This window comes from Pseudomonas sp. GW456-12-10-14-LB2, assembly GCF_002884345.1.
Lineage (GTDB): Bacteria > Pseudomonadota > Gammaproteobacteria > Pseudomonadales > Pseudomonadaceae > Aquipseudomonas > Aquipseudomonas paraglycinae.
On sequence record NZ_POHV01000046.1, the window covers coordinates 20,399 to 40,449 of the forward strand.

General features: G+C 62.0%; 16 protein-coding genes. 4 read left to right on the top strand and 12 right to left on the bottom strand.

Annotated elements, in window-relative coordinates; genetic code table 11:
* Positions 1 to 86: 86 nt before the first annotated feature.
* The 12 genes from purD to gcbA all read right to left on the bottom strand — a co-directional run bounded on the left by purD (position 87) and on the right by gcbA (position 15,103).
* Entirely contained in the window at positions 87 to 1,379 is a 1,293-nt protein-coding gene (gene purD, locus C1X29_RS24965; protein WP_102718616.1) for a phosphoribosylamine--glycine ligase, read from the bottom strand.
* A gap of 172 nt (positions 1,380 to 1,551) precedes the next feature.
* Positions 1,552 to 3,159: a bifunctional phosphoribosylaminoimidazolecarboxamide formyltransferase/IMP cyclohydrolase gene (gene purH / locus C1X29_RS24970; protein ID WP_102688348.1), complete on the bottom strand. Its 1,608-nt coding sequence runs from the start codon at positions 3,157 to 3,159 to the stop codon at positions 1,552 to 1,554.
* Between the two features lie 82 nt (positions 3,160 to 3,241).
* Positions 3,242 to 3,562, bottom strand: a complete 321-nt coding sequence (gene fis, locus C1X29_RS24975) for a DNA-binding transcriptional regulator Fis (protein ID WP_002555375.1) — start codon at positions 3,560 to 3,562, stop codon at positions 3,242 to 3,244.
* Positions 3,559 to 4,569: a tRNA dihydrouridine synthase DusB gene (dusB, locus tag C1X29_RS24980; protein ID WP_011332261.1), complete on the bottom strand. Its 1,011-nt coding sequence runs from the start codon at positions 4,567 to 4,569 to the stop codon at positions 3,559 to 3,561. The genes fis and dusB overlap by 4 nt, the downstream gene beginning before the upstream one ends.
* Positions 4,570 to 4,753: 184 nt before the next feature.
* Positions 4,754 to 6,019 (bottom strand): DUF3426 domain-containing protein, encoded by a 1,266-nt coding sequence (locus C1X29_RS24985; protein ID WP_102688347.1) that lies wholly within the window; start codon positions 6,017 to 6,019, stop codon positions 4,754 to 4,756.
* Positions 6,020 to 6,049: 30 nt separating this feature from the next.
* Entirely contained in the window at positions 6,050 to 6,928 is an 879-nt protein-coding gene (gene prmA, locus C1X29_RS24990) for a 50S ribosomal protein L11 methyltransferase (RefSeq protein ID WP_007951025.1), read from the bottom strand.
* 235 nt (positions 6,929 to 7,163) lie between these two features.
* On the bottom strand, positions 7,164 to 8,522 hold the full coding sequence (accC, locus tag C1X29_RS24995; RefSeq protein WP_064593229.1) for an acetyl-CoA carboxylase biotin carboxylase subunit: 1,359 nt from the start codon (positions 8,520 to 8,522) through the stop codon (positions 7,164 to 7,166).
* A gap of 17 nt (positions 8,523 to 8,539) precedes the next feature.
* Positions 8,540 to 9,007 carry an acetyl-CoA carboxylase biotin carboxyl carrier protein gene (gene accB / locus C1X29_RS25000; protein WP_007951023.1) on the bottom strand — a complete coding sequence of 156 codons (468 nt, stop codon included), beginning with the start codon at positions 9,005 to 9,007 and terminating at the stop codon, positions 8,540 to 8,542.
* Between the two features lie 24 nt (positions 9,008 to 9,031).
* On the bottom strand, positions 9,032 to 9,487 hold the full coding sequence (gene aroQ, locus C1X29_RS25005) for a type II 3-dehydroquinate dehydratase (protein WP_007951022.1): 456 nt from the start codon (positions 9,485 to 9,487) through the stop codon (positions 9,032 to 9,034).
* Between the two features lie 132 nt (positions 9,488 to 9,619).
* Positions 9,620 to 11,377 carry a protein-disulfide reductase DsbD gene (locus tag C1X29_RS25010; RefSeq protein ID WP_102718617.1) on the bottom strand — a complete coding sequence of 586 codons (1,758 nt, stop codon included), beginning with the start codon at positions 11,375 to 11,377 and terminating at the stop codon, positions 9,620 to 9,622.
* Positions 11,378 to 11,435: 58 nt separating this feature from the next.
* Entirely contained in the window at positions 11,436 to 13,382 is a 1,947-nt protein-coding gene (locus C1X29_RS25015) for a methyl-accepting chemotaxis protein (protein ID WP_102718618.1), read from the bottom strand.
* Between the two features lie 50 nt (positions 13,383 to 13,432).
* Positions 13,433 to 15,103 carry a diguanylate cyclase GcbA gene (gcbA, locus tag C1X29_RS25020; RefSeq protein WP_102718619.1) on the bottom strand — a complete coding sequence of 557 codons (1,671 nt, stop codon included), beginning with the start codon at positions 15,101 to 15,103 and terminating at the stop codon, positions 13,433 to 13,435.
* 428 nt (positions 15,104 to 15,531) lie between these two features.
* Between gcbA and C1X29_RS25025 the strand changes: the two genes are divergently transcribed.
* The 4 genes from C1X29_RS25025 (at position 15,532) to speA (ending at position 19,850) form a co-directional block, all read left to right on the top strand.
* A complete protein-coding gene (locus tag C1X29_RS25025) occupies positions 15,532 to 16,599 on the top strand; it encodes a DUF2333 family protein (RefSeq protein ID WP_102688343.1) in 1,068 nt (355 codons plus the stop codon).
* Between the two features lie 3 nt (positions 16,600 to 16,602).
* On the top strand, positions 16,603 to 17,160 hold the full coding sequence (locus tag C1X29_RS25030) for an NUDIX hydrolase (protein ID WP_085746565.1): 558 nt from the start codon (positions 16,603 to 16,605) through the stop codon (positions 17,158 to 17,160).
* 186 nt (positions 17,161 to 17,346) lie between these two features.
* Positions 17,347 to 17,718, top strand: coding sequence for a translation initiation factor Sui1 (locus tag C1X29_RS25035; RefSeq protein WP_007951016.1), 372 nt, complete (start codon positions 17,347 to 17,349; stop codon positions 17,716 to 17,718).
* A 218-nt stretch (positions 17,719 to 17,936) separates the two neighbouring features.
* Positions 17,937 to 19,850 carry an arginine decarboxylase gene (gene speA / locus C1X29_RS25040; RefSeq protein ID WP_011332271.1) on the top strand — a complete coding sequence of 638 codons (1,914 nt, stop codon included), beginning with the start codon at positions 17,937 to 17,939 and terminating at the stop codon, positions 19,848 to 19,850.
* Positions 19,851 to 20,051 lie beyond the last annotated feature (201 nt).

Sequence of the window (20,051 nt, forward strand, 5' to 3'; positions counted from 1 at the left end):
AGGTTGATGCCAGAATATAACGATGCGCAGCGTCGGAACAGTCCGGCAAGGGCGATGAGCCCCTGCCGGAAACACAGCGTAGCTTATTACTGAGACTCACCGCGTTCACGGGCAATGGCACGGTAGCCAATGTCGGTGCGGTAGAAGCAGCCTTCCCAGTCGATGGCCTTGGCCAGTTTGTAGGCCTGCTCCTGGGCGGCGCTGACGCTGGCGCCCATGGCGGTGGCGCACAGCACCCGACCACCGGCCGTCACGACGTTGCCGTCCTTGAGCGCAGTACCGGCGTGGAAGACCTTGCCTTCCAGTGCGGCGGCTGCGTCCAGACCGTTGATCGGCGCGCCCTTGGCGTAGTCGCCCGGGTAGCCGCCAGCGGCCAGCACGATGCCGACGCTCGGACGTGGATCCCACTGTGCTTCAACCTTGTCCAGCGCTTGAGCCAGAGCAGCTTCGACCAGCAGCACCAGGCTCGATTGCAGACGCAGCATCACCGGTTGGGTTTCCGGGTCGCCGAAACGGCAGTTGAACTCGATGACCTTCGGATTGCCGGCCTTGTCGATCATCAGACCGGCGTACAGGAAACCGGTGTAGACGTTGCCTTCGTCGGCCATGCCGCGCACGGTCGGCCAGATCACCTGGTCCATGACGCGCTGGTGCACGTCGGCGGTGACCACCGGAGCCGGGGAGTAAGCACCCATGCCGCCGGTGTTCGGGCCGCTGTCGCCGTCGCCGACGCGTTTGTGGTCCTGGCTGGTGGCCATCGGCAGAACGTTCTTGCCGTCGACCATGACGATGAAGCTGGCTTCTTCGCCGTCGAGGAATTCTTCGATGACAACGCGCGAACCGGCGTCGCCAAAGGAATTGCCGGCGAGCATGTCGCGCACGGCATCTTCGGCTTCGGCCAGGGTCATGGCGACGATCACGCCTTTACCGGCGGCCAGGCCGTCGGCCTTGATCACGATCGGTGCGCCTTTTTCACGCAGATAAGCCAGGGCCGGCTCGATCTCGGTGAAGTTCTGGTAGTCGGCGGTCGGGATCTTGTGGCGCGCCAGGAAATCCTTGGTGAAGGCTTTCGAGCCTTCCAGCTGCGCGGCGCCGGCGGTCGGACCGAAGCAGTCCAGGCCACGGGAGCGGAACAGGTCAACGACGCCGGCCACCAATGGCACTTCCGGACCGACGATGGTCAGGGAAACGTTTTTCTCGGCGAAGTCAGCGAGCTGCTCGAGGGCCAGCACGTCGATGGCGACGTTTTCACACTTGTCTTCAATCGCGGTGCCGGCGTTGCCCGGTGCGACGAAAACCTTCTGCACACGTGGATCCTGAGCCACTTTCCAGGCCAGGGCGTGTTCGCGGCCACCGCTGCCAATGATCAAAACGTTCAAAGAGAGACTCCTTCGGAGAAAGCTGCAAGCTACAAGCTGCAAGCAAGAGCGAGTGTGTGACTCTCGATTACAGCTTATGGCTCTGAATTAATGAGGCTGCAACTGCAAGAAGGAGCGATACCTGACTGCTCTTTCTTGCAGCTTGCAGCTTGAGGCTTGTAGCTGCCGTGTATCAGTGACGGAAATGACGCATTCCCGTGAACACCATCGCGATGCCGGCTTCATCAGCAGCAGCAATCACTTCAGCATCACGCATCGAGCCACCTGGCTGGATCACGGCAGTGATACCGACCTTGGCCGCATTGTCCAGACCGTCGCGGAACGGGAAGAACGCGTCCGACGCCATTACCGAACCCGCCACTTGCAGACCGGCGTGCTCAGCCTTGATCGCCGCGATACGCGCGGAGTTCACGCGGCTCATCTGGCCGGCGCCGACACCGATGGTCTGGCGGTTTTTGGCGTAGACGATGGCGTTGGATTTGACGAACTTGGCCACTTTCCAGGCGAAGATCAGGTCGTGGACTTCCTGTTCGGTCGGCGCGCGCTTGGTCACCACTTTCAGATCGTCGGCGCCGATCATGCCGATGTCGCGGCTCTGTACCAGCAGGCCGCCGTTGACGCGCTTGTAGTCCCAGGCCGGAACGCGATCCGCCGACCACTCGCCGCAGGCCAGCAGGCGTACGTTGGCTTTGGCAGCAACGATGGCGCGGGCTTCTTCGCTGACGCTTGGTGCGATGATCACTTCAACGAACTGACGCTCGACGATCGCCTTGGCGGTCTCGGCATCCAGTTCACGGTTGAAGGCGATGATGCCGCCGAACGCCGATTCGGTGTCAGTGGCGTAGGCCAGTTCGTAGGCCTGACGGATGCCGCCTTCGGCGTCCGGGCTCACGGCCACGCCGCACGGGTTGGCGTGCTTGACGATCACGCAGGCCGGTTTGACGAAGCTCTTCACGCATTCCAGCGCGGCGTCGGTGTCGGCCACGTTGTTGTACGACAGTTCTTTGCCTTGCAGCTGGGTGGCGGTGGCGATGCCGACTTCGGCAGGCTTGGCTTCAACATAGAACGCCGCGCTCTGGTGCGGGTTCTCGCCGTAGCGCATTTCCTGGGCCTTGATGAACTGGCTGTTGAAGGTGCGCGGGAATTCGCTGCGACCTTCGGTGCTCAGGGTGTCAGCAGCCTGGTTCACGGTGCCCATGTAGTTGGCGATCATGCCGTCGTAGGCGGCGGTGTGTTCGAACGCCTTGAGCATCAGGTCGAAACGCTGAGCGTAGGTCAGGCCGCCGGCCTTGAGGTTTTCCAGGACGTTGGCGTAATCGCTGGCATTCACCACGATGGCCACGTCTTTGTGGTTTTTCGCCGCCGAACGGACCATGGTCGGGCCGCCGATGTCGATGTTCTCGATGGCGGTCGGCAGGTCACAGCCTGGCTTGCTGATGGTGGCTTCGAACGGGTACAGGTTGACGGCTACCAGATCGATCGGCTTGATGCCGTGCTCGTTCATGATCGCGTCGTCGATACCGCGACGACCGAGGATCCCGCCGTGGATTTTCGGGTGCAGGGTTTTCACCCGACCGTCCATCATCTCTGCGAAACCGGTGTAATCCGCGACTTCCACTGCGGCCACGCCGTTGTCCTGCAGCAGTTTGAAGGTCCCGCCGGTGGAAAGGATTTCCACGCCCAGGGCTTCCAGCTCCCTGGCGAATTCGAGGATCCCGGTCTTGTCGGAAACACTGATCAAGGCGCGGCGGATCGGCAGGCGGGTAGTCTGGTCGGTCATCTCAATTTCCATCAAAAGCAAGGGAAGTCAGCAAAAAAGGCGACCGGTTTTACGCGGGCGCCTTTCTGGTTTGATTGAATGCTTACAGCAGATCGTACTGTTTGAGTTTCTTGCGCAGCGTGCCGCGGTTCAGTCCGAGCAGCTCGCTGGCCTTGGTCTGGTTGCCCTTGACGTAGTTCATCACGCTTTCGAGCAGGGGAGCCTCGACTTCGGAGAGCACCAGGTTGTACACGTCCGTGACGGACGCGCCCTCAAGGTGGGCGAAATAATTGTGCAGCGCCTTCTCGACACTCCCGCGAAGGGTCTGGCCTTCTTCGCTCGGGGTATTGAGGTGCTGTTTCAAATTCACGTTGTCGCTCACGGGTGTTGTTCCACTCACTAAAGTCTCGGTCATCATCGTCATGCGGCCACCCCTTCTCCGTCCCCTGTCAGGCTCTTGTAACGTTCGGCGAAGAACTCCCGAACGTTGGCGCATTGTGTTTCCGTACCATCCAAACGATTGAAGTGGGCGCGAAATTCCCTGGCGCCCGGCAAGGTTGCGAGATACCAGCCCACATGCTTGCGGGCAATTCGCACGCCCATCACGTCCCCATAGAAGGCGTGGAGGGCGGCCAGATGCTCAAGCAGAATGCGTTCCACCTCGATCAGCTCCGGCGCCGGCAGTTTTTCGCCGGTACGCAGGAAGTGTTCGATCTCGCGAAAAATCCATGGCCGCCCCTGGGCGGCCCGGCCGATCAACAGGCCATCGGCACCGGTCGCGTCGAGCACGTAGCGGGCCTTTTCCGGCGATACGATGTCGCCGTTGGCAAAGACCGGAATCGACACCGCCTGCTTGATCGCGGCAATGGTGTCGTACTCGGCTTCGCCGGTGTACAGGTCGGCGCGGGTGCGGCCATGCACCGCCAGCGCCGTGATCCCGGCCTGCTCGGCGATCTTCGCCACGGTCAGGCCGTTCTTGTTGTCGCGATCCCATCCGGTGCGGATCTTCAAGGTCACCGGCACATCAACTGCCGCCACGACGGCGTTCAGGATCTCGGTAACCAGTGCCTCATCCTTCAACAACGCGGAGCCGGCGGCCTTGTTGCAGACCTTCTTCGCCGGGCAACCCATGTTGATATCAATAATCTGTGCGCCCAGTTCGACGTTGGCCCGGGCCGCATCCGCCAGCATCTGCGCATCGCCACCGGCGATCTGCACCGAGCGTGGCTCGGGATCGCCTTCGTGGATCATGCGCATGCGCGACTTGCGGGTGTTCCACAGGCTCATGTCACTGGTGACCATTTCCGAGACTACAAGCCCTGCGCCCAAACGCTTGCACAGCTGACGAAAGGGCTGGTCGGTGACGCCCGCCATCGGGGCGAGGATCAAGCCGTTCTGCAATGTATATGGGCCGATGCGTACCGCCGACATAGGACTTCCCTGAAGTGGGGCCGGATCATGAGAGTTCGAAAAAGGGTTGGCATGATACCCGCTCTCGATGACTGGATAAAGGCTGAATTGAACAAAATCTGAACAGTTATTCTGTTATTACCGGCGGTTTGGTCGCGCGCTGCGCAGTCAGAAAACTGCCGTCAATCCGGGAGCGGTGAAGCGTTCACTCGGGCGAGTGGAAACTCAGGCTGTAGTTCACGGCTTTCGGGCCTGGATCGAGGATGTCCAGGGCGATGTGGATCGGCGTCTGCGGCGGCATTTCCGCCATGCCTTCGAGGTCGCCGTTGAGGTATTCGCCGGGCTTGAAGCGACGACTGGCGATCAGGTGACCGTTGAGGTCGGCGAAGCGCAGCTCCAGCAGCGGAAACGGCTGCGAGAACGGCGCGCGGTTGTAAATGATCGCGTCCACCACCAGCGCACCGCTGAATTCCGGGTGGCTGCGCACTACCAGGTTGCTGCTCTTGATCTTGGCGATATCCACCTTGGACGGCACCGTGCAGCCGACTTGCGGGCAGAGTTGCTGGAACCACGGCCGGTATTGATCCTGGCGCGCCAGTTCGTCGAAGTGATAGGCGATGTATTGTCCGCCCAGGCCGGCGGCGGCCAGCACGATGAGCAACAGCCAGAGCAGGCGACGGCCCCAGGGCGAGCGGCGTTTCTGCCAGTCCAGTTGCAGCGGGTCGTCGGTCAGGTCCTGCAAGGCTTCGGCGCGAACACTGGATTCGACGCGTTCGCGCTTTTTGCGCGGGGCTTCGATCAGTGGCAGTTCGTCATCGACGTCGTCGCTGGCCGACAGGCGTTCGCGGCGGGCATTCGGGTCGATCGGATCGTGCAGGCGCAGTTGCGGAATCGGCGGTTCGTCGTCGAGATCCACCGGCTCCAGCGACAGCGAAGGTTCGGTGCGCTCCGGTCGGACCGGTTCGGGCTCGATGGCTTCGGGTTCATCTTCGACTTCGGGGGCGCGCTCATCTGCCGGTTCGCTGAACAGGCTGTCCGGCCACGTCGTGTCTTCCGGTTCGTGGCTATCGCGGCGAGCGCTCAGGGAGTCTTCGCGCGGGCGACCGAACTCGGTGGTCGGCTGGATTTCCCGTTGTTCGAGGCGGGCCAGTTCTTCGTCCAGATCCAGGCTGTCCAGATCCAGCTCGGCGGCGCTCCATTGCTTCTGGCTGATGGCGCGCGGCTCGGGCGCTTCGACGATGGCCGGTGGCTCGACGGGCTCAGGCTCGCTGATCGGCGGCTCGCTGATTAGCGGCGCCACCGGTGTGACCGCTTCCTTGCTTGCGTGTTGCTCCAGCAATTGCTTGGCGGCATTGAACACTTGCAGGCAGGAGCCGCAACGAACCACCCCGCGGGCCACGCTCAACTGAGCGTGGCTGACACGGAAACTGGTTTGGCAATGCGGGCACTGGGTGACGAAGCTGTCGGTCATGCGGCGATCCGGATTGAGCAGGCGGTCATTCTAGCGCCGACGGCCGGTGATGCGCACCCAGCCATCACGATTGGCGATCGGGTCGAGATCGAAGTCCTGTGCGTAGGCGGCAGCGACTTCGTCACCTTGTTCGGCAAGAATCCCTGACAGCGCCAGACGCCCGCCGGACTTGACCAGGCCGGACAGTTGCGGCGCCAGGGAAACCAGCGGGCCGGCCAGAATGTTGGCCACCAGCACGTCGGCTTTGACCTGCGGCAGGTCTTCCGGCAGGTACAGCGGGAACAATTCGTCAGCGATGTTGTTGCGCCCGGCGTTGTCGCGGGAGGCTTCAAGTGCCTGCACGTCGATGTCGGTGCCCACGGCTTCTTTCGCGCCGAGCAGCAGGGCGGCAATCGCCAGAATCCCCGAGCCGCAGCCGAAGTCCAGCACGTTGCAGTCTTTCAGATCCTGGCCGTCCAGCCATTCCAGGCACAGGGCGGTGGTCGGGTGAGTGCCGGTGCCGAACGCCAGGCCCGGATCCAGCAGCAGGTTGACCGCGTCCGGCTCCGGTGCGGCGTGCCAGCTCGGCACGATCCACAGGCGCTGACCGAAACGCATTGGCTGGAAACCGTCCATCCAGCTGCGTTCCCAGTCCTGGTCTTCGATCACTTCGCTGTGGTGCTCGGGCAGCGGGCTGCCAGTCAGCAGTTCCAGATGGGCCAGTACCGGAGCGGCTTCGGTGCCGCCCTCGAACAGGGCCAGCAGGTGGGTGTGCGCCCACAGCGGGGTGGTATTGAGTTCCGGTTCGAAGATCGGCTGATCTTCGGCGTCCATGAAGGTCACCGAAACGGCGCCCACTTCAAGGAAAGCGTCTTCGTAGGTTTCGGCTTGTTCTGGGCTGATGGCGAGTCTTACTTGCAGCCAAGGCATGGCGGGCACCTGTGAAAAAGATTGATTGCAGCCTAGCGGCCAGCGAGAAGCGCGCAAGTTTACGCGAGCTCAAAGCTTTTGTGGGAGCGAGCTTGCTCGCGAAAGCGGATTGCCAGTCACTTTGATGCTGACTGATGCGCCGCCTTCGCGAGCAAGCTCGCTCCCACAGGTTTTTTGCAATCTGCAGAAACAACAAAGCCGCCCGAAGGCGGCCTTGTCTGGTGCGGGCTGAAGCTTAGTGCTTCTCGCCAGCCAGCTTGTGCTCGAGGTAGTGAATGTTCACGCCCCCTTTGCAGAAGCCTTCGTCACGGGTCAGATCACGGTGCAGCGGGATGTTGGTCTTGATCCCGTCGACCACGATTTCGTCCAGGGCATTGCGCATGCGGGCCATGGCTTCGTCGCGGGTCGCGCCGTAAGTGATCAGCTTGCCGATCAGCGAGTCGTAGTTCGGCGGAACGGCATAACCGCTGTACAGGTGCGAATCGACGCGAACGCCGTTGCCGCCTGGAGCGTGGAAATGCTTGACCGTACCCGGGCTCGGCATGAAGGTTTTCGGGTCTTCGGCGTTGATCCGGCATTCCAGCGAGTGACCGCGGATCACCACATCATCCTGGGTATACGACAGCTTGTTGCCAGCGGCGATGCTGAGCATCTCCTTGACGATGTCGATACCGGTGACCATCTCCGAAACCGGGTGCTCCACCTGAACACGGGTGTTCATTTCGATGAAGTAGAAACGACCGTTCTCGTACAGGAACTCGAAGGTGCCGGCGCCACGGTAGCCGATGTCGATGCACGCCTTGACGCAGCGGGCCAGGACTTCCTTGCGCGCGTTCTCGTCGATGCCCGGTGCCGGCGCTTCTTCGAGAACCTTCTGGTGACGGCGTTGCAGCGAGCAATCGCGGTCACCCAGATGGATGGCGTTGCCCTGGCCGTCGGACAGAACCTGCACTTCGACGTGACGCGGGTTGGTCAGGAATTTTTCCAGATAGACCATCGGGTTGCCGAACGCCGCGCCTGCTTCGGAGCGGGTCAGTTTCGCCGAGGCGATCAGGTCTTCTTCCTTGTGCACCACGCGCATGCCGCGACCACCACCGCCGCCGGCGGCCTTGATGATCACCGGGTAGCCGACTTCACGACCGATGCGCAGTGCCGTTTCCTCGTCTTCCGGCAGCGGGCCGTCGGAACCTGGAACGGTTGGCACGCCCGCTTCGATCATCGCGTGCTTGGCCGATACCTTGTCGCCCATCAGGCGAATGGTTTCGGCTTTCGGGCCGATGAAGGCGAAGCCGGAGTTCTCGACCTGCTCGGCGAAATCAGCGTTTTCCGCGAGGAAACCGTAGCCTGGGTGAATGGCGGTAGCGCCAGTCACTTCGGCGGCCGCAATGATTGCCGGGATGTGCAGGTAGGACTGAGCGGCGGACGCCGGGCCGATGCAGACGGATTCGTCTGCCAGACCCAGGTGCATCAGCTCTTTGTCGGCCTTGGAGTAAACGGCGACGGTCTTGATGCCCATCTCTTTGCAGGCACGCAGAATCCGCAGGGCGATCTCACCGCGGTTAGCGATCAGAACTTTTTCCAACTTCGCAGTCATCAAAGGCTCTCCGCAGTTCAAACGATGGTGAACAGCGGTTGGTCGTACTCAACCGGCTGGCCGTCTTCGACGAGGATGGACTCGATCACACCGCTGGTTTCAGCTTCGATGTGGTTCATCATCTTCATGGCTTCGACGATGCACAGGGTGTCGCCTTTCTTCACGGTCTGGCCGACTTCAACGAAGGACGGCGAGGTTGGCGAAGATTTGCGATAGAAGGTGCCGACCATCGGCGAACGGGCAACGGTGCCGTTCAGCGCTGGAGCAGCAGCGGCGGCTGGAGCTGCGGCAGCAGCAACCGGAGCGGCAGCGGCGGCAGGTGCAGCGGCCGGAGCCTGCATCGGAGCCGGAGCGTAGTATTGCTGCGCCGGGGTCTTGCTGTGACGGCTGATGCGTACGGACTCTTCGCCTTCCTTGATCTCGAGCTCGTCGATGCCGGACTCTTCCAGCAATTCGATCAGTTTCTTAACTTTACGGATATCCATGAATCATCAACTCCCAAGGGTCGGTCAGGGGCGTATAGCTTGTTGTTCAAGCTGCTCTAGTGCAGCCTCCAGGGCCAGTCGATAACCGCTGGCGCCAAGGCCGCAGATCACTCCTACCGCTACATCGGAGAAGTAAGAGTGATGGCGGAAAGGTTCGCGTTTGTGCACGTTGGACAAATGCACTTCGATGAATGGGATGCTCACTCCCAGCAGCGCGTCACGTAATGCGACACTTGTGTGTGTAAATGCTGCCGGGTTGATCAGAATGAAGTCCACGCCCTCGCCGCGTGCGGCGTGGATGCGGTCGATCAATTCGTACTCGGCGTTGCTTTGCAGATACAGCAGATGATGGCCGGCTTCACGGGCGCGGCGTTCCAGATCCTGATTGATCTGCGCCAGGGTGGTCGACCCGTAGGTCCCGGGTTCCCGGGTGCCGAGCAGGTTCAGGTTGGGGCCGTGCAGCACCAGTAGCGTTGCCATCTGCGTGTTCCTTGTTATGGGTGAGCCTTCGTCAGAACCCGGCGACTATGCCGCAAAGACTTTGTGACTGTCCAGTTCTCTGCAATAGCCAGCACGATGACCGATGTTTGCGCAAAATATGTGACTGACTGATTAAATCCGGTCATTCGCTTTGGCAACACGTTCGGCGAAGTCGCTGGCGTTGATCTCGCCGATCACCCGCACATCGCGACGTTCCGCCCCGTCCTTGCCGAAGAACATCAGCGCCGGTGGGCCGAACAGGCTGTAGCGGTCGAGCAGGGTGCGCTGTTCGGCATTGCTTGCGGTGATGTCGAAGCGGATCAGTCGATAGCCCTTGAGCCGATCGACGACTGTCGCGTCATTGAGCACTTCGTGTTCGATGACTTTGCAACTGATGCACCAGTCGGCGTACCAGTCGAGCAGCAGCGGGGTGCCGACGGTTTTCGCTTCGAGCAGCACTCGATCCAGTTCCGCCGGGGTGCTGACGGTCTGCCACGAACCGCTGTTTTGCGCAGTCGAGCCGCTGTCGGCAAGGCGTGCCGGGGCTATCGGATTCAACGGGTCGGTCTGCCCGCTGAACGCGCCGTACCAGCAGGCCAGCGCATAAAACAGCAGGAACAGGCCGAGCAGCTGGCCGAGGCGTTTGCGCGGCGGTTTGTAGACAAATTCCAGAGCACCGAGGAACAGGCCAACGCCACCAGCCAGCAAGCCGATCAGCAGCAAGGTGATCTGCCCCGGCACCACCCGGCTGAGCAGGCCGATGGCCAGCCCGAGCAGCAACACGCCGATGCCATTCTTCACGTACATCATCCACGGCCCGCTTTTCGGCAGCCACGCCGCGCCGCCGGTAGCCACCAGCAACAGCGGTGCGCCCATGCCCAGCCCGAGCATGAACAGCTTCAGGCCGCCGCCCAGCGCATCGCCGCTGGCGCTTATATAAAGCAGCGCGCCGGCCAGCGGGGCGGAAACGCATGGCGATACCAGCAGACTCGACACCACACCCAATACCGCGGCACCCCACAGCGAGCCGCCTTCAGTGCGGCCGGCGATCCGGTCGAGACGGCTGCTGATGAAGTGCGGCAGTTTCAGCTCGAATACGCCGAACATCGCCAGCGCGAACACCGCAAAGAACATCGCGAACGGCACAAGCACCCACGCTGACTGCAGCCGCGCCTGCAAATTCAGTTGCGCGCCGAACAGCCCCATCAGCGCCCCAAGCAGCGCGAAGCACGCAGCCATCGGCAGCACATAAGCGAGGGACAGATTGAAGCCACGCAAACCACCGACCTGACCGCGTAACACCACGCCGGACAGGATCGGCAGCATCGGCAATACACAAGGCGTGAAGGTCAAGCCCAGGCCTGCCAGGAAAAACAGCGCCAGATCACGCCAGTCCCAACCCGTCACCGGAGCGGGCGCGTCATTCGCCGCTGCGTTGCCCTCGATGCTCAGGCGTTCGGTTTCCGGTGGGTAGCACAAACCCTTGTCGGCGCAGCCCTGATAGGTGACGGCCAGCGTGAAAGCCCGGGGATCATTGCGCGGCAGTTCTACATCGAGGATGCCGTGATAGACCTCGACGTCGCCGAAGTACTCGTCGTGTTTCTGTTCGCCTTGCGGCAATTGTGCGGCGCCAAGTTTTACCTCGGCAGGCTCGGCACGAAACTGGAAACGATGGCGGTAGAGGTAATAGCCTTCGGTGGCGACGAAGCGCAGTTTGACCGATTGCGGCGTGCTCTCGACCAGGCTCAGTTGAAAGGCTTCACGCACCGGCAGGAAATCGGCGCTGTTGTTGACCGAGCCCAGTGTGGCGCTGGGTTTGCTGTCGAACAGACCGGCGGCTCCGGCCGGCAGGGCGAAGACGAAAAACAGCAGGCAGAGCAGACGGCGCATGACAATCTCGCGAATCAAAGGTGCGGGAATGATAGCGGACTTGGCCCTGCGCTGTGTGTCACACGCGGAACGCTTGCACGGCGGTGTGCAGCTGACCGCCCAGCAACAGCAGGTTCTCGCCTTGCTCGCGGCCCTGGCCGATGCGCAGCAGATTGTCCCCGCCCAACTGGTGAATCCGTTCGCTGTGATCGCGGATCTCGCTGACCGCACCGCTCTGTTGCGCGGTGATGTCGGCGATGCGGATCGCGGTGTCGGAGATGGTCTGGATCGCGCCGACAATCTTGTCCAGCGCACCGTCCGCCGATTGCGCCTGATTGGCCGTGGCCTCGGCGTGTTCGACCTGCGCGCGCATGCCCTCGACCGATTGCCGGGCGGCGGTTTGCAGGCCGGCGATCAGGGTCTGGATTTCGGCGGTGGCGCCGGCGGTACGTTGCGCCAGCGAGCGCACTTCCTCGGCCACCACGGCAAACCCACGGCCCATTTCCCCGGCCCGAGCGGCTTCGATCGCCGCGTTGAGCGCCAGCAGGTTGGTCTGGTCGGCAATCGAGCGGATCACCGTCAGCACGCCGCCGATGGTTGCCGATTCTTCGGCCAGGTGTTCGATCATCTGCGCGTTGCCTTGCACTTCGCCGACCAGCGCGTGCAAGCCGGTGAGGCTCTGGCCGATCACTTGTTGCCCGTGTTCGACGGCCAGCCCGGCATGGCGACTGGCGTCGGCGGCCTGGCGCGCATCGCCGGCCACTTGCTGGATGGTCGCTTCCAGTTCGCCGAGGGAGTCACGGATCAGCGCGGTATCGCCGGCCTGATGTTCGGCGCCGCTGTGCAAGTCATTGCTCAGCTCGGCGAGGGTGCGGCTGCTGCCGGCCACTTGCTCGGCATTGCCGCGAATCGTCCCGACCAGATCCACCAGATAGGCGCGCAGGCGATTGAGCGAGGCTTCGATGTCGTGCAGTTCGCGGTTGGTCTTGCCCAGATGAATGTCGCGGCTGAAATCGCCTTCGGCCCAGGTCGACAGCGCCGGCGCGAGGTTGGTCAGGGTGCGGGCCAGGCGTCGCTGCAGGGTGTCGATCAGCAGCGCGATCAGCAGAATCAGGCCGATCATCACGCCTTGCATCAGCCGCACTTCACCCTGGATCTGCCCGTGCTGGGCGCGCACCACCGGTTCGAGACCGGCGATGGCTTGCTGCACGGCGGCGATTTTCTGGTGGGTCGCGGTGCTCAGGTCGGTGCGTTTCTGGATCTGCTCGCGGGTGCGCGCCAGCTCCGCCGGGTAACGCCCCAGCAGGCTGTTGAGCTCGCGTTTGAGGCCGACACCAGCATCTTCGGCAGCGGCTTTTTCCGTGCTTTCGATGCCCATCATCGCGGCGAAATCGTCGCTGCCGGATTCACTGCTGGCGACCACGCCGAGCAAGGGCAGGGCATCGATCGTCTGGGCCTGGGCGCGGATGTTGCTGACTTCGCGTTCGACATCGGCGGCCAGTTCACTGCGCCCGCTGCTGACCAGTTTGTCTCGGGCCAGCGACAGTTTGCCCAGATGTTGAGAGGCAACGAGCAGAGGCGTGAGATAGGTCGCGTTGCCGCCTGCATACGTGCTGAGCTGATCGAGGCTGGCGCTCAATTCGCGCTCGGCCTGCAACAGCAGGGCCTGCGGATCGCCGGCCAGTTTGCCGGCGGCCAGCAGGTCGGTCTTGCTGAATTCATCGAGGCCGGTGAGGCTCGGGCGCAAGGTGTCGGCCAGCGCCGGCGGCAGCTCGTCGAGCTCCTTCTGCAACTGATCGATGGCCTGGCTGGCTCTGCTCAGGCGCAGGGCGTCGCCGCTGGCGAGGTAATCCTCGACGTTGCGTGCCACGTCATTCTGAAATTGCTGCGACAGCCCCAGGTATCGCTCCATCAACAGATACGGGCGCTCCAGGGCTTTCTGCGACCACCACAGCGTGGCGCCGAGGGCCACGCAGACGGCGACCAGCAACAGAGTATTGAGATTGGTGAGCAACTTCAGGCGCATGACGGCTACCAACGGCAGAATGGTAAGCGCCTGAATTTATTGCGGTTCTGTTACAGGGTTATGACCGATTGGGTCGAATCCGATGAAAAAGTGGCACTTTGCTTTGAGTCGCGCGCGGTCTGCACCCGATTGCGTCCTTCGCCCTTGGCGCGATACAGCGCCTCGTCGGCCTGGCTGGCCATCATCAGGCTGTCGGAGTCGTCGTGCATTTCCACCACGCCGGCGCTGAAGGTGCACCACAGATCCTGCGGCTGGGCCGGATAGTGAATCTCGGCAAAGCGCTGGCGGATCTCGTCGAGCACTTTGTGCGCCGCTTCTATATCGGTGTCCGGCATGACGATGGCGAATTCTTCGCCGCCGTAACGACCGATGAAATCGGTCTTGCGCAGACGCTGCTTGAGAAACAGCGCCAGGCTCTTGATCACCCGGTCGCCCATGGGATGGCCGTGGCTGTCATTGACCCGCTTGAAGTGGTCGATGTCGAGCATCGCAAAGCTCAACGGCTTGTTCTCGCGGCGGGCGCGGAACGAGCAGTCTTCGAGCAATTGCAGAATGTGCGTGTGGTTGTACAGGCCGGTGAGGCTGTCGCGGACCATCCGTGCTTTCAGGTTACGCGCACGGGCGGCGCGGTTGCGCACGGTGGTGATCAGGTGGCGCGGCTTGATCGGCTTGGTCAGGAAGTCATCGCCGCCTTCGCTCATGGCGTCGAGCTGTTTGTCCAGATCGTCCTCGGCCGACAGATAAATGATCGGCACGCTGACATAGCGGTCGTTGTGACGGATGACCTTGGCCAGCTCGGTGCCGGTGCAGGCCGGCATGTACATGTCGAGGATGATCAGGTCCGGCTGGAAGTCCGCCAGCTCGGCCATGGCCTGGATCGGTTCGATCAGGGTGCGGGTGACGATCCCGGCGCTGTTGAGCAGGCGTTCGGTGTGCAGGGCCTGGGCGCGGGAGTCGTCGATGATCAGCACTTTATAGGGTTCGTACTGGGCGACGCAGGTCAGGACCTCGATCTTCTCCAGCAGGCTCGAGGCTTCGAGGGTGCCGGTGAGGAATTCCTGGCCACCGGCGCGCACTGCCGCGAGGCGGGTCGGGGTGTCGGTTTCGTGCAGGCTGAAGAACAGCAGGGGCAGCGGTTCTTCCAGACCTTGCTGGGCTTCGGCGGCGAGTTTCAGGCCGACGCCGACGCCGCTGAAATCCACGTCCATGACGATCGCGGCCGGCAGGCGCTCGACCATCGACGAGCGAAACGCCGACACGCTGTCCAGCGCCTGGGCGCTCAGACCGAAAAACTCCAGCTGTTTGGCCAGCCGCTCGGCGCGGTCGTGATCCTGCAGCATCACGTAGATCGGTTTGCGCAGGGGCGGCAGGAAGGTTTGATCAAGCTGATCGCCATGGCGCAGGCCGGTGCGCGACAGACGCTGCATCAAACGGTTGAGATCGGTGATCAGGCCGCTGCTCAGGCGTCCGCGATTGGCGTCCACCGCGTCCAGCGACTGGCTGATGTGGCGGGCCAGCTGCGTGTGTTCGGGCTGTTCGAAACGCTCGGCAAAACGCAGCAGGCGCAAATTGGCCTCGCTCAGTTCGGCGAGATCGGCAGTGGACCACTCACTGCGTTGCAGGCGCTGCCATATCTCAAGAATCTGACGTGCCTGATGAATTACCCGCTGGGCAAAGTGGTGCTTGAGGCGCTCACGGCTGGGGTCTTCTGGCTCGGTCATATCCTGACTACTAGTTAGGGTGCATGCTGAGATCGACTGGTGGCTCTATGCTAGCACCTCTTTTCCCTTACATGAGTGTCGTACGTCAATAATCTGCGGTACGACATCATTCAGTTTCTGACTCCCGGGTTTCAATTTGACCCTGATCGTCGCGGAAGTCCCCATCTACCGGACATTTGCCGATCTGTACGCCGGTGAATTTATCGGAGTATGAGAAAGGTGGGGCAGGGTGTTTGTGCTGTCGCGTTGCGGGTATCGGCATCGAATTGGTGGTGAATTGGATATCGGGGAATCCCTTAGGGCGGTCTGTACAGGCCTCGTGTCGGGTAGCGAGATAACGCCTGTCAATATTGACGGGTGCCCGGTCGAGGCACGTTGTTGTATGGTTGTGGTCGAACCGTTGAACCCAAGATTGAAAGGATATCGCCATGCTGGACTGGAAGAACCGCGCGGGCAGCGCGCCTGAACGTGCCGCCGAGCCCAAGTCGGCCACCCGCAGCTATGTCGGCGGGCTGTTGTTCAGCCGGGCGCTGGCCACGCTGGTCGCCATTTACCTGTTGGTGACTATTGCCCTTGGCTGGTACTGGAGCCAGGAGCCGGCGCTGTTTCCCGTGGCGCAGAACGCTCAGGTTGCCGCCGAGAAAGAGGGCAAGCAGATGGTGGTCGGCTACACCACCGTCGAAACCCTGAAAACCGTTGCCGGCACGTTGCTCGACAAGCCGGGCGGCTACATTTCCAACGACCGTTTCCCGCCGGGCCTGTGGATGGACAACATGCCGAGCTGGGAATACGGCGTGCTGGTGCAGGTTCGCGATTTGACCCGCGCCCTGCGCAAGGACTTCGCCCGCTCGCAGTCGCAATCGGCTGAAGACGCCGACCTGGCCAAGGCCGAGCCGCGCTTCAACTTCGACAACAAGAGTTGGATCCTGCCGTCCAGCGAGTCGGAATATCAGGAAGGCATCAATTCCCTGAGCCGTTATCAGGCGCGCCTGTCCGACCCGACCCAGAAAAACGCGCTGTTCTACGCCCGCGCCGACAACCTGAACAACTGGCTGGGCGATGTTGGCACCCGTCTCGGTTCGCTGTCGCAACGGCTGTCGGCCAGCGTTGGCCGGGTCAAGCTCAACACCGCGCTGAAAACCGAAGTGCCGGCGGTGGGTGAAGTGCCGCAGGTCGACGAGGAAGTCGTCGAGACTCCGTGGATGCAGATCGACAACGTGTTCTACGAAGCCCGCGGCCAGGCCTGGGCGCTGTCGCACCTGCTGCGCGCAATCGAGGTCGATTTCGCCGACGTGCTGGCGAAGAAGAACGCGACCGTCAGCGTGCGTCAGATCATTCGTGAGCTGGAAGCCTCCCAGGAGCCGGTCTGGAGCCCGATGATCCTCAATGGCAGCGGCTTCGGTGTGCTGGCCAACCACTCGCTGGTGATGGCCAACTACATTTCCCGGGCCAACGCCGCCGTGATCGATTTGCGTCAACTGCTCAATCAGGGCTGAGTCATGGACGAGAGCGCCAGAGAGGCGGCCCACCGCGCCGCCTCGGATGCCGAGCAGATTGCGTGGGTCGACGAGCAGGACAACCTGCTCGGTTCCCTGGTGCGCGCCGACCTGCGCGAGCGCGGGCTGATCGGCCGTGGCACCTACATCATGCTGTTCAACTCCGCCGGTGAACTTTGCGTGCATCGGCGCACGTTGAGCAAAGCCATTTATCCCGGTTACTGGGACGTGGCGGCAGGCGGCATGGTGCAGGCGAACGAGACGTACGCCGAGTCGGCGGCCCGTGAACTGGAGGAAGAGTTGGGGGTGAGCGGCGTCGAGCTGACGGCCCACGACCATTTCTACTTCGAAGACACCGGCAATCGCCTGTGGTGTTCGGCGTTTTCGGCGGTGTGGGACGGGCCGCTGATCCTGCAGCCGGAAGAAGTGCTCGAAGCGCGCTTCATTCCGGTCGCGCAGGTCATGCTGGAAATCCAGCAAAAGCCTTATTGCCCGGACTCTCTGGCCGCGTTGAAACGCTATCTGAAGGCTCAGCAAAGCGACGTCGCAAAGAACACATAAATTGGCGCCGATTGGCACTTAGCAATCGGCGTTTTTGCCGTTACACTGCGCGACCTTTTCAAGCTGTGCCGGCCCGCTTTCACGAGCCGATGGCACAGTAGCGCTGCCCCTGCCTGAGTGGGGCTTCGCGGTCGATAGCCTTGCCCAAGGCTGCGATCAGTCTTTGTCCTCCCGAGAGGATTGCCGGTGGCCAAAAAAGCCGCATCCTTCGCCGCCCTGGGCGGCCTGGTATTTTCCACCGACGCAGGTCGTCATTGCCCGGAATGCAGCAAGCCGGTGGACGCCTGTATCTGCAAACAAACCGTGATCCCGGCCGGCGACGGCATTGCCCGCGTGCGCCGCGAGAGCAAGGGCCGTGGCGGCAAGACGGTGACCACCATCACCGGCGTGCCCCTGGCCGAAGACGCACTCAAGGAGCTGGCGACAACGTTGAAGAAACGTTGCGGCACCGGCGGTGCGTTGAAAGACGGGATCATCGAGATTCAGGGCGACCATGTCGAGCTGCTCCTGGCCGAGTTGGTCAAGCACGGTTTCAAGGCGAAGAAGTCCGGCGGCTAGCAGCCTCTGTGAAACCCACCGGCGGCTTGATTCAGCTCCAGCGTTTCTGGGCCTGACGTCGTTTCCATGGTTTTCACAGAGCCTGTTCATGACCGGTTTCTAAACTCAACGCTGTCAGCGCGGTCTACCGCCCCGCTGACGAACCGTCATTTTCATTCTTTAGACTGCGCCGGCCTGAGATCAGGCGACGCACTATGACTTCTTTATAGGGGACTTCGATGTCCGTACGACGCACACGCAAAGACGATGGCAGCCAATGGACAGTTGCGGACAGCCGCAGTGTTTACGGGATTCGCCATTGGGGGGCCGGGTATTTCGCGATCAATGACGCCGGTCGCGTCGAAGTTCGTCCGAACGGCCCGAGCAGCTCGCCTATCGATCTGTTCGAACAAGTCGACCAGTTGCGCAAGAGTGGCTTGTCCCTGCCGCTGCTGGTGCGTTTCCCCGACATCCTGCAAGACCGCGTCCGTCAGCTGACCGGCGCTTTCGATGCGAACATCGAGCGTCTGGAATACCAGAGCAAATACACCGCGCTGTACCCGATCAAGGTCAACCAGCAGGAAGCGGTGATCGAGAACATCATCGCCACCCAGAACGTTTCCATCGGTCTGGAAGCCGGCTCCAAGCCTGAGCTGCTGGCGGTGCTGGCGCTGGCGCCGAAGGGCGGCACCATCGTCTGCAACGGTTACAAGGACCGCGAGTTCATCCGCCTGGCGCTGATGGGCCAGAAGCTCGGCCACAACGTGTTCATCGTGATCGAGAAAGAATCCGAAGTCGGTCTGGTGATCGAAGAAGCCGCCTCGCTCAAGGTCAAGCCGCAGGTCGGCCTGCGCGTGCGTCTGTCGTCGCTGGCGTCGTCGAAGTGGGCGGACACCGGTGGCGAGAAATCCAAGTTCGGCCTGTCGGCGGCGCAACTGCTGTCGGTGGTCGAGCGCTTCCGCGCGGCGGGCCTGGATCAGGGCATTCGTCTGCTGCACTTCCACATGGGTTCGCAGATCGCCAACCTCGCTGACTACCAGCACGGCTTCAAGGAAGCGATCCGTTACTACGGCGAACTGCGCAACCTCGGTCTGCCGGTCGATCACATCGACGTCGGCGGTGGTCTGGGTGTGGACTACGACGGTACGCACTCGCGCAACGCCAGTTCGATCAACTACGACATGGACGACTACGCCGGTGTCGTGGTCGGCATGCTCAAAGAGTTCTGCGACGCGCAGGCTCTGCCGCATCCGCACATTTTCTCCGAAAGCGGCCGCTCGCTGACCGCCCACCACGCGATGTTGGTGGTGCAGGTGACCGACGTCGAGAAGCACAACGACGACGTGCCACAGATCGAGAACAAGGAAGCGCTGCCGGAAACCGTGCAGTGGCTGGTTGACCTGCTCGGCCCGACCGACATCGAAATGGTCACCGAAACCTACTGGCGCGCCACCCACTACATGAGCGACGTGGCCGCCCAGTACGCCGACGGCAAACTGACCCTGGCCGAGAAAGCCCTGGCCGAGCAGTGCTACTTCGCCGTGTGCCGTCGCCTGCACAACTCGCTGAAAGCGCGTCAGCGTTCGCACCGTCAGGTGCTGGACGAACTCAACGACAAGCTGGCCGACAAGTACATCTGCAATTTCTCGGTGTTCCAGAGCCTGCCGGACACCTGGGCGATCGATCAGGTCCTGCCGATCATCCCGCTGCACCGTCTCGACGAAGAGCCGCTGCGTCGTGCCGTTCTGCAAGACCTGACCTGCGACTCCGACGGCAAGATCAATCAGTACGTCGACGAGCAGAGCATCGAGACCAGCCTGCCGGTGCACGCGCTGAACGAAGGTGAAGATTACTTGCTGGGCGTATTCCTGGTCGGCGCCTATCAGGAAATCCTCGGCGACATGCACAACCTGTTCGGTGACACCGACTCGGTGAACATTTACCAGAACGCCGACGGCAGCGTGTACCACGCCGGTATTGAAACCCACGACACCATCGAAGACATGCTGCGCTACGTGCACCTGTCGCCGGAAGAGCTGATGACCCACTACCGCGACAAGTGCGCCAGTGCCCGCATCAGCGCCAGCGAGCGCACTCAGTTTCTCGATGCATTGCGTCTGGGTCTGACCCGCTCCTCTTACCTGTCTTCCTGAGGCCAGGTTCCGCTTTCATCTGGTTGTCTGAAATTGTTCCGCTTACTGCGGACGTTTCAGACAACCAGGTGAGACGCTTCTTTTTCTCTTCGCGAAAATGCTTTCGTCCAGACGAGCAAAGTGATGTCGTCTGCTTTTCGCGTAGGTCATTTCCGAATTTGTACTTCGGCTCTCTACTCGGCCATGGCTCTCGGCGAGAAT